At 58.4% G+C, this 9,827-nt stretch carries 6 protein-coding genes and 2 pseudogenes; 2 read left to right on the top strand and 6 right to left on the bottom strand.

Going from position 1 to position 9,827, the window contains the following annotated elements; all coding sequences use genetic code 11:
- Positions 1–450 precede the first annotated feature (450 nt).
- Together NKI61_RS31010 and NKI61_RS31005 are read right to left on the bottom strand one after the other, a co-directional pair.
- A pseudogene (locus NKI61_RS31010) lies at positions 451–648 on the bottom strand (class I SAM-dependent methyltransferase); the annotation flags it as partial.
- A 225-nt stretch (positions 649–873) separates the two neighbouring features.
- Complete coding sequence (locus NKI61_RS31005) at positions 874–1,833, bottom strand: class I SAM-dependent methyltransferase (RefSeq protein ID WP_352842172.1); 960 nt, start codon at positions 1,831–1,833, stop codon at positions 874–876.
- Between the two features lie 240 nt (positions 1,834–2,073).
- Between NKI61_RS31005 and NKI61_RS31000 the strand changes: the two genes are divergently transcribed.
- Positions 2,074–5,481 (top strand): glycosyltransferase, encoded by a 3,408-nt coding sequence (locus tag NKI61_RS31000; protein WP_352842170.1) that lies wholly within the window; start codon positions 2,074–2,076, stop codon positions 5,479–5,481.
- Between the two features lie 296 nt (positions 5,482–5,777).
- On the top strand, positions 5,778–6,218 hold the full coding sequence (locus tag NKI61_RS30995; RefSeq protein ID WP_023740262.1) for a Ros/MucR family transcriptional regulator: 441 nt from the start codon (positions 5,778–5,780) through the stop codon (positions 6,216–6,218).
- Between the two features lie 301 nt (positions 6,219–6,519).
- Here NKI61_RS30995 and NKI61_RS30990 read toward each other — a convergent pair.
- The 4 genes and pseudogenes from NKI61_RS30990 to NKI61_RS30975 form a co-directional block, all read right to left on the bottom strand.
- Positions 6,520–6,811: pseudogene (locus NKI61_RS30990) on the bottom strand (transglutaminase family protein); the annotation flags it as partial.
- Between the two features lie 33 nt (positions 6,812–6,844).
- The gene (locus tag NKI61_RS30985) at positions 6,845–7,999 is read right to left on the bottom strand and encodes a sugar ABC transporter substrate-binding protein (protein ID WP_352842168.1); all 1,155 of its coding nucleotides are present in this window, start codon (positions 7,997–7,999) and stop codon (positions 6,845–6,847) included.
- A 91-nt stretch (positions 8,000–8,090) separates the two neighbouring features.
- Entirely contained in the window at positions 8,091–9,446 is a 1,356-nt protein-coding gene (locus NKI61_RS30980; RefSeq protein WP_352842167.1) for a sensor histidine kinase, read from the bottom strand.
- Positions 9,447–9,609: 163 nt separating this feature from the next.
- The coding region (locus NKI61_RS30975; RefSeq protein ID WP_352842165.1) for a hypothetical protein at positions 9,610–9,827 on the bottom strand (218 nt) is incomplete at its 5' end.

Genomic DNA, 9,827 nt, shown 5'->3' with positions numbered 1-9,827 from the left:
CGTTGCAAAAACCGTAGCAGTGTGTTCGCAACCTGTTCTGTCTCGAACTCCTAGTCTTTCTAGGCAAGATCGCGCAATAAAAAAGGCGCCAGACGGCGAGGCATTCGGCTGCGGGCCGCCCCTGCGCGACGTCGGACCGACCTCGCGCCGAATGAGTGTGGTTGCGCGCTTCGGGCCGGAGTCGAATAATCAGAGACAGGCTGAGAATGCTGTGGCTCAACAACAGCTAGGGCAACCGTGGAATGATTGGACTTTACGACGTATGGCCGGCGCTCCGTCTCCCGATGACGCGGCAAGCCTCAGCAAGTGGCGGGCGGCTCGACGTCGGAGAAATCAGTCCCCTAGGCGCCGCAAAGCATGAGTGACGTAGGGCGGTGGGAGTCCTGGCTTTCTAAGGCGCCGACTCACCTTCAGCCACACGAGCCTTCACCGCCGAGCGCTTACCCGCGAGCCGGCCGCCTCGACCTCCACCCGAACGGATGCAGGCTCAATTCGATGCAGCGACTGGGCGTCGTGAGTGCCCGCCCCTACGGCGGCGACGTGGTCGACGATGATGTAGGACCCACCAGGCCTCAGCCGATCGTAGACGTCTCGATTGAAGTCGGCCGCGGGCGCGACTTTCTTCTGAATTATCGCGGTGTGGAGATCGAGAGGCCACATCCGTCACGGTCAAGGGGCGTCTATACCCTGTCAGGCGAGCAGCCGATGAAAGGCGGTAAGCTAAAGAGGCGCGGGCTTGAAGCGGTTGTGGCATGCGACCCGGGTTGCAGCGTGCTACGACCAGCAGGATCCCCGACCGCAAGTGCGACGCGGCTCTATGCGGCCGCTGTTCAGCGGGCACTGCGGTCTCACCCGTGGAAGCATTGAGGCTTCTCAACCAGTCGTCGAACAAGGTTCCGCTTTTAGTTTAGCCCGCTTCCTGGCCGCAATCACCACGAAGTCGCTTCCGATCGTACCGGCAGCCATGAGTGCCTCCTCGATTTTAAACAGCATGTCGAGAACCAGCATGGAGGACGCATCGTCTTCGCGGAAGTTTCCGGCGATGCCACTCAGCAGAAATTGCAGGATTGTCCCGCCGCACGCATTTATTGCGAGGATATCGAAATTGTCGGCTATAGCGGGAACGATGTCCTGCGACCGAATAGCTTCCGACGGATCGACACGCCGAACCTCGGCTGGATCCGGTATGGGTGCTTGAGTCGCCACTTGACCAAGGCTCGCGGGGATAAAACTCCGTCGATATTGGTGCGGGATCAAATGGAACGCGTGTGAGATCGCCTCCCGTTGGGCAGGCGGAAAGCCGAAATAGTTCGCTCCGACATACTCGTTGACGAACAGCAGACCACCCGGCTTGAGGCTATTGTGGACACGTTCGAGCACGCGCTCAAGCGCTTGGATATGGTGAAGTGATCCGTTGAACCAAGCGGCATCATACACTCCCTGCTCTAGGCCCGCCGTTTCGATATCCGCACAGCGATAGTGGATGCCGGCGAATCCTTCTTCAGTTGCTGCCCGAATAGCGCCCTCGATTGCCGCTGGCGCGATATCGAACGCATCGCACATTATACTGGCGTCAATTCGCATGAGGTGCCGCTCAAGGTCGCCGTAACCGCAGCCGATGCTAAGCATGCGAAGGTCGTGACCTTGCGGGGCGAATGACCCAAGGCAATACTCTACCCACGACCCATAATTCCCGCCGGCGCAAGCGCGACGCTGGTGACGCGCCATGACGGCTGGGACAGCAAGCCAATAAACATTCGACGAGAACTCGTCAGATCCGCTGCTTATATCAGACCAGCGCTCCGCGACGCGCGCTTTGTCGTCGTCAGTCATCGCAACTTCTATCGGCATGCTTGGCTTTCTCCGTCCTGCTCTGAACTGGCTCACAGCGTCTAAACTAGGCAGTAGGCCCATTTTTGACTTTAACGATCTGTCCGACGTAGCGTGTTTCCACTGACAATTGCGTTCAACGGGTATCTTAGCGTATCTCCTTCATTGGGGAACACTGGCGTGGCCAGCGTGAGATCATGCCACCGCAGGGCGCGTCTACAAAACAGCTTTCAGGAGCTTCTAATGTCGTCGCGTAGAGAGGCAGGACAGAAGCCACCCGCCCCACTGAATAGCGAAACCTATTGGTCGCGCCGCTTCGAGACCGACTGGATTGTCAACCGCGGCCGGGAGCAGTCGGTTTTCTTTGGCCGGATCATTCTCGACAATCTGCCGGAATGGTTGACCCGATCGCTGCGTGACGAGCGCTGGACGCTCTGCGATTGGGGTTGCGCTCTAGGCGACGGCACTGATCTCCTGGCCCAAGTATTTCCCGGTCCAGTCACCGGTATCGATTTCGCGGAACCCGCGATTACCTCCGCGCGTGCGACATTTAGCAAGCCGCATTTTCTGCAAATCGACGTCTTGCGCGAGCTTTTCAATGAACGTTTCGATGTGGTCGTCTCGTCCAACACGCTTGAGCATTTCGATGATCCCGTGGCTGTCCTCGAGCGTCTCGGCGAAATGGCAACCGAGGCTCTTGTGATCCTCGTCCCTTTCCGAGAGTATTTGAGGTTAGACGAGCACAAAAGTACGTTCGAACCCTCGAACATCCCGGCAACGCTGGCAGGGGGCGGACTAGTGCTGGCTGCCTCGAAAGTTATCGACGCTCGAGCGATGGATCCGACGTACTGGGCGGGCGAGCAAATCCTTCTCGTTTATGCCCGAACGCAACGTCTCGCCGAGCGTGAATACCGCCTCAGTGACCTCGCGTTCGAGCATTGCCAGTCCGCCCCTATCGCGAGTAGGCAGCTCGTAATGGAGGATGAGGCGCGAGCCAGGAACTTCATCGACGAACGCGCGCGCTGGAACGCCGAGGTCGCCAGGCTGGCTAGGGAACTCAGCGACGTCACGATCAAACACGCGGAATCCGAAGTGGTTCATTCGGCGACGAAGCGTCGAATCGCCGAATTGTCGGAGGAAGTCCAGGCGGCGAACACACGAGGGCTTGAGACCGAGCGTATCCGCACGGCGCTCGCTGATGAGCTCGCACAGCTCAGCGACTCACTATCGGCTGAACGGCATGCCACCAATGCCGAACGGGTCAAAGTCGCCGAGCTTCTCGCGGCTGCCAACCTGGCTGCCCTTGATCACTCACGGCAGATCCAGGCGCTACATGAGGAGTTTCGGGTCGGTCGCGAACCCGTAAAGGACACCAGCGAGTTCCTTGCCGGCCGTTCGCCATTCGCAAGACACGGCGAGGTGCGGAGCAATTCCGCCAAAGACGAGGAGATCGCAACGCTGCGAACCCTCCTTCAGGCGCGCGACGACGGTATCGCCTGGCTGCAGGGCGAGATCCAAGTCCTAGCCGGCGAGTACGAGCGGCGACGTACCAGCTTCCGCATTCTCTTGGCTGACCTGATCATCCTGATCCGGCGTAGATGGCCCTGGCTCCGGGGCATCGGAAAGGTCCTCCTTCCGCGTCGTCTACGTTTCAGGATACTATCCCGGGCGAATTCCTCGCCACTCCTGACGCTCGTAAAACGCGCCGGTGGTCAACCGCGGGCCGTCATGGCTCCAAGTGTTGCCAGGGCTGGGACACCGGGCGCGCCCCCGCCAGGAGCGGAGCACGCCGGCCTCCTAGACATAGTATGCTTCGCCAACATCGCTTGGTCAGCGCGTTACCAGCGTCCTCAGCAGCTAATGTCGAACCTCGCTGCCCGCGGCTACCGCGTGTTCTATATCGTACCCTCGCGCACGCCTCCATCGGGCCGGGATTACGACCTCATGGAGGTTGCGAACGGCGTGTTCGAGGTCTCATTGCGAGCCGACGGAGTGCAGGATTTCTACAGCAAATCTATGAGCCGTGAGAACCAGGCCACCTTTGGGGAAGCGATGTCGGCACTCGCGCGCGATCTCAGGATTAAAACGGCGATCACTGTCGTCCACCTCACATACTGGACACCGCTCGCACTCGCGTTGCGGACGTCCCGCGGCTGGCACGTGCAGTACGATTGCATGGACGAGTGGGACAATTTCCCGAACATTGGCCGCGACCTTCTCCGTGAGGAGGAGGCGCTTGTTCGTGAAGCCGACCTCGTGACGGTCACAGCGGCCCTGCTACAGGATAAGTGGCAAGTCAAGGCGCGCCGTTGCGTCCTTGTTCGCAATGGGGTGGACTACGCGTTTTTCCAAGAGCGGTGCGTTCATAACGATCTCTTGGCAAGCATGAAGGCCCCGATCATCGGCTACTATGGTGCGCTCGCCGAATGGCTCGATTTCGAGCTAATCGCTGCTGTGGCCCGCCAGCGTCCCGACTGGTCCTTCGTTTTGATCGGCGATGATTTCTCCACGGACCTGGCCGGCCTCGACAGCCTGCCAAACGTGCATCTGCTTGGACTGCGTCCGTACAGTGAGATGCCTCGATACCTCTATTGGTTCGACGCATGTTTGATTCCGTTCCGGGTCTACAACGTCACGCATGCCGTCGACCCGGTGAAGTTCTACGAATACATGAGCGCCGGAAAGCCTGTAATCGCGACGCCGACCGCTGAACTCCAAGTCTACAAGGACTATCTCTCATTCGCGGCCACTCCTGATGAGACAGTGCAGGCCATAGAAGCCGCGCTTGCCCATAGCGACCAGGCGCTGTCCCGTCGCCGACGGGAACTGGCAAAAGCTAATGACTGGTCCGAACGGGTGGACGCCACGCTAACGGCTCTTCGTCACGGCTTTCCAGTGGTGTCGATCATTGTTGTTACTTACAACAACATCGATCTCACTAAGGCCTGCATCGACAGCTTGATCCGGAATACCACTTACCCGAATTACGAGATCATCGTGGTCGACAACGCGTCGGAAGACGGAACGCAGTCCTACCTTAGACAACTATCCGGCTTGGAGATGCCCGTCAGGATCGAGCTCAATCGGGATAACCGCGGGTTCGCTGCCGCAAACAATCAAGGCCTGCGTATAGCGACTGGCGACGTACTCGTTCTTCTGAATAACGACACCCTCGTGCCGAAGGGATGGCTCGACCCCCTCATTCGTCACCTCGAAGACCCATCTGTCGGCCTTGTCGGTCCTGTCACCAACGAGATCGGCAACGAAGCGAAAATCCCGGTGGACTATCTAGACACGGAAGGCATGGAGGCGTTTGCTGATAAGAATGCGGCTCGTCACGCCGGTCAATCCTTCGACATTCCAATGTTAGCGATGTTCTGCGTCGCGATGCGTCGTGACACGATGGAGCTTGTGGGACCACTCGACGAGGCATTCGGGTTGGGGCTGTTCGAGGACGATGATTATTCGCGCCGCATTCATGAAAAGGGCTTGCGCACAATCTGTGCGGAAGACGCCTTCGTTCATCATATTGGTGGCGCAAGCTTCACCAAGCTCCCGCAGGCGGAATACGCCGAACTCTGGCAGCGCAATCAAGCCCACTTCGAAAGTAAGTGGGGCGGGTGGACGCCTCACCGCCACCGTGATGTATGAGCCAACTTGCCGAAGGGATGACGGCGATTCCGCGCGACGACGCGTCGACAATCATGCGTGCGAGCACCCCGGCTGCGGTGAGGATGGAGGCTTGGGCTTCGCCCGACCGAGGCAACTATCGCACTGGTTCTGCCTGAAGCACCGCGACGAGGGCGAGCGATACCTATAGGCGCATCAATATCGCTATTTCATACGGTGACCAAGCGTGGAATGTGGCAACTTCACCGCAGGCACATGTGAGCTTGCGCACGTAGAGTTGGTTCATTAGAGAGGTCTCAAAGACAAGGGACCACCACATGACTGACGAAGACAACCATGCTGTCGAACTGGCGGAACTTACAGCGGACGTCGTTTCCGCATACGTAGCCAATAACCCACTACCGGTTGCCAACTTGCCCGACCTGATTGCATCTGTGCACGCTTCATTGTCAGGTTTGAGCAGCCAGATCGCACCGGCTGCGAAAGAGCTTGTGCCTGCGGCAAATCCAAAAAAGTCTGTGTTCCCGGATTACATCATCAGCCTGGAAGACGGCCGGAAATTCCAGTCTATGAAACGCCACCTTGGCCTACTTGGCATGACTCCCGACGAATACCGGGAGAAGTGGGGCTTGTCTCACGATTACCCCATGGTCGCGCCGAACTACGCCGCGAAGCGATCGGCCCTTGCGAAGGCGTCTGGTCTAGGTCGAAAGGCCGCGCCTGTTAAGGTGTCTGCCAAGCGCAAGGCGAAGGCTTGAATCACGCGCCTAACGACGTTCAAAGAAAGGCCCGCTGCCGGCTTAGTGAGAGCCACGGCAGCGGGCTAAAGCTGGGAACGGCTTGAGGGGACACTCTTAGCCGTCAGCTTCCAACACCCTGCGCATATGTCCATGAGTGTTGCCTTAACTAGCTGTCGAACATTTTAAGTCATTCCGCGATTATGCCATTGCTCATCCGACTACTCGCCAATGCTCATCTACCGGCGTCGTCCCCACCCATCCCCCGCCAAATGGCGCCGGCCATTCCTTGCAAACATCATCGGCGACGGACCAGTGTGGGTTAGTTGGCTCCGGCATGAGGTGCCGGTTCCTCGGTCGAGATTGCGTCGACTGTCAGGCCCAGGGGCTCGATTGAGCCGTCCGCATGCTCGATAGTAATTTTGACCGGCCCCTCATCGATGTCGCCGAATTGCGAAGCAAACGTGATCTCAGACTGCATCGCGACCGACACCGATGCGAACGAAACCGTCCAGATTGGCCTGCCTAGTGCCGTCGAAAAGCCACCAGCGGCCACCCAGGTAGGCTTCGAACACGGCGTGGAAGTCACGAGGTTCGACCCCATAGGCGTAGCAGTCTGATGCCAGATCGACGCTGGCATCGCGTAGCTACTTCTGCTCGGACGACCAAGGGAAATTTATATATCGGTCGCGGCTGTCATAGCAGATGTTTCCATACATCTTGAGGTATGCATCCCGGCGCGCCGCGTTGGCATACACCGAGGCGGGGTCCTTGAGATCGGCCTCGTATTGCGCGAGATTGGCACTTGTCAGCGCTATAGGAAGGATGTCCATCGCCTGCGGGATGCTTTTGCCCTCAAGCCAGTCGGCCGCAAACTGTCCCATGGCATAGCCGAAGACGGGCGAGGACAACGAGATACTCGCCTTGTAAGGGCTGTTGCCTTTCCTGATTTCAGCGACAGCTTCCGCCTCTCCGTCAATTCCGCCAAGGAATTGGTCAGGTCGGTCTTTGCCTGCCGCGCGCAACGCTTCAAGCGCACCCAGCACGACCGCATCCGCGCCGAGCACGACGTCAACATCCGGATTGGCCAGCAGGATGGTTTTCATGGTAGCGGCGCCGCCTTCCTTGGTAACCGGCTTGGGTGCGATATCGGCGACGATGATCACGCCAGGCATCGCATTCAGGCCATCGCGCATAGCCGTGAACCGGGGCGCCAGAAACTCCATCGTATCCTGGGTCAGCAGAACGACCTTGGCCTTACCGCCGAGCTTGGTGTTGATATGGTCAATGGCTGCATCGGTCAGCACCTTGCCAGTTCGATATTGCGGGGCATTGAGCAGCAGCGTTGCCGGTGGGGGCACAATCGTGCCAACAAACGCCCCCGACCAGATCGCCTTCTGAAGAGCCGTACTGAAAGCCACTGGATCCGATGAGGTGGCAACCATGGCGCCAACCTTCGCCGCGACCAAAGACTGCACGTGGGCTATCGCCTTACCCACATCGTTTTCCGCCAACACTCTTCGATATTCCAGGCCGCGGTTCTTTGCAGCCATGGACAGACCGTGGTCGACCCCTTGCAGGAAGTCGCGCTCGTTCTCCTGCACGTAGGCCAACACTTTTGTGAGGCCAACCGGAGCGTTGCAGGAGGGCGCATGGGGATCGAAGGCGGGGAATACCGTTCGCTGGGTAATGCCGGGGGCGCCTTCCTTGGCATCCGCGACGGTAAGCCCGCCCATCGCGGCGACCAAAAGCAGCGCTGTCCCGATCAGCCGTAGACCGGCAATTTTATTGCGATCAACCATTTTTGTCCCCCTCGACATCACCTTTTGGCGGTGAACGCGCCAACGCTGGTGATGCCGCTGCAGTCATTTCACCTTGCGATGAACGGGTCTACTATCCAGCAGTAGCGCGCCGTGGTTTTGTCGAAAACACCAAATGGGCGGCCGTTCCGGGCTGGATATCCCGGTAGTCCAGTTTGGCGCCGAGGCTGATGCACATCGCATTGATGATTCTGCTGCCAACGCCGGTGCCTTTGGCAGGTGCGCCGTCTGCCTTTCCAACACCGTCGTCTTCGACCACCAGATCCGCCTGGCCACCTGGCAGCCTGCTTAGCCGGACGCGGATTTCTCCGACACCATCCGGATAGGCATACTTGAAAGCGTTGGTGACCAGTTCGGTGACCACAACGCCCAAATTGATGCTGATGTCCGTTTCGAGGTCGATTGGTTCGATCTTGTAAGACAGGCTGACACCGTGAACCTGGCTGCGCATCGACGTTTGCAGATGATCGAGCAGGCCGGTCAGATATTCGTCCAGGTCAACCGAGCGAGCGTTGGCCGAGCCATACAGCCGCCTGTGCACCAGCGAGATGGCAAAGATGCGGTCCTGGGTTTCGGCCAGCGCTTCCTTGGACGCGAGATCTCCGACAGCCTTCGCCTGCAGTTTCACCAGAGACGACACAAGAGCCAGGCTGTTGGCGACCCTGTGATTGACCTCTGACAAAAGCACTTCGGCTCGATCGCGCTCCTTTGCCAGGTCCTCGGTGCGGGTGGCGACACGTTGCTCCAGTTTGTCATTAAGCGCATTGACCTCGTCGTGGGTATCGCGAAGTTCCCTGGTGTAGCGAGCAGCACCATAGGCTGCTCCGCCAACCACAGCGATGATGACAAATCCGCCGATTGCCGAAACGAGCCGCAGCCACGCGCTGTTAGCTCGTTGTTCGACGACACCGGAGGTAAGCCGGTTATCTGCTTTTACAATGATACCCGAAAAGAACACATTGGCTTCGTCAGTCAAAGCCTTGCCTTTGTTCGTGCGGAATATCGCCAATATCTCGGCGTCGCGGTGATCTCGCTTGAGAGCGATTGTCTGGTCCAGCTCACCAAACTTGGCGGCAATGATTGCGGAAAGCCTTTCCAGTGTAGGCTTCGAATCGAGATAGGACGTCAGCAAGGTCTGCAGCGCTTGCATGTGGCGCTGTGCCCCAGCCTTGGCGGTTTCATATGGCCCCAAATAGATTTCGTTCCCGGTGATGACAAAGCCGCGCTCGCTCGCCTCGGCCGTCTGCATTGCATTTCTCAACTCGACAGCAGCGACTCGTATATCGCGCGCTTCAATCGCATTGTCGAAATAGGATTGAGCCCGCTGCCCCAGCCAGAAGTTGGTGGCGACAATGGCCATAAGCGCCGCAAACCCTATTAGCAGGGAGGCGGAAGTGAATCGGACAATTTTTCGGTTGGAGAATTGCATCGGCGCATTCCTGCCCGATTTTGGGCGAGTGCGCCATCAAGTATCGAGAGCTAATAAGCCCCGCGTGCAAAACTAGCCTCTTAGCTTTGCCCTTGCGACGTGATCGACCAACCAAGAAGGTAATCAGGTCGAGTTAGCGCCGATGATCGTGACTGGTAGCAGTTCAGTCAGAGTACAAGGCCACCGGTGCTGCACCGAGGGCCTTTGCTCTAGGGACCATCACTTCCGCGCCGTGACCAGAGTACCAGAACGTCCATCTCCCGACCCAGTGGCCCAGATGGATGTCCGCAGGCGACATCAAAAGTCGAGTGATCAGTTTGTCCTGTTGATCGATGTTATCGCAAGGTTCGTCAGCTTGTTGTTGGTGGCCTTCTCCTCGTC

The organism is Mesorhizobium sp. M0514 (genome assembly GCF_040321145.1).
Taxonomy (GTDB): domain Bacteria; phylum Pseudomonadota; class Alphaproteobacteria; order Rhizobiales; family Rhizobiaceae; genus Mesorhizobium.
The sequence above is the reverse complement of the archived record's forward strand: the minus strand, read 5'-3'. Positions and strand labels throughout refer to the sequence as shown.

Bases quoted from the DNA above. Each gene is read 5' to 3' on its own strand.
- NKI61_RS31005 (WP_352842172.1), bottom strand. From the start codon at position 1,833: ATGACTGACGACGACAAAGCGCGCGTCGCGGAGCGCTGGTCTGATATA.
- NKI61_RS31000 (WP_352842170.1), top strand. From the start codon at position 2,074: ATGTCGTCGCGTAGAGAGGCAGGACAGAAGCCACCCGCCCCACTGAAT.
- NKI61_RS30995 (WP_023740262.1), top strand. From the start codon at position 5,778: ATGACTGACGAAGACAACCATGCTGTCGAACTGGCGGAACTTACAGCG.
- NKI61_RS30985 (WP_352842168.1), bottom strand. From the start codon at position 7,999: ATGGTTGATCGCAATAAAATTGCCGGTCTACGGCTGATCGGGACAGCG.
- NKI61_RS30980 (WP_352842167.1), bottom strand. From the start codon at position 9,446: ATGCAATTCTCCAACCGAAAAATTGTCCGATTCACTTCCGCCTCCCTG.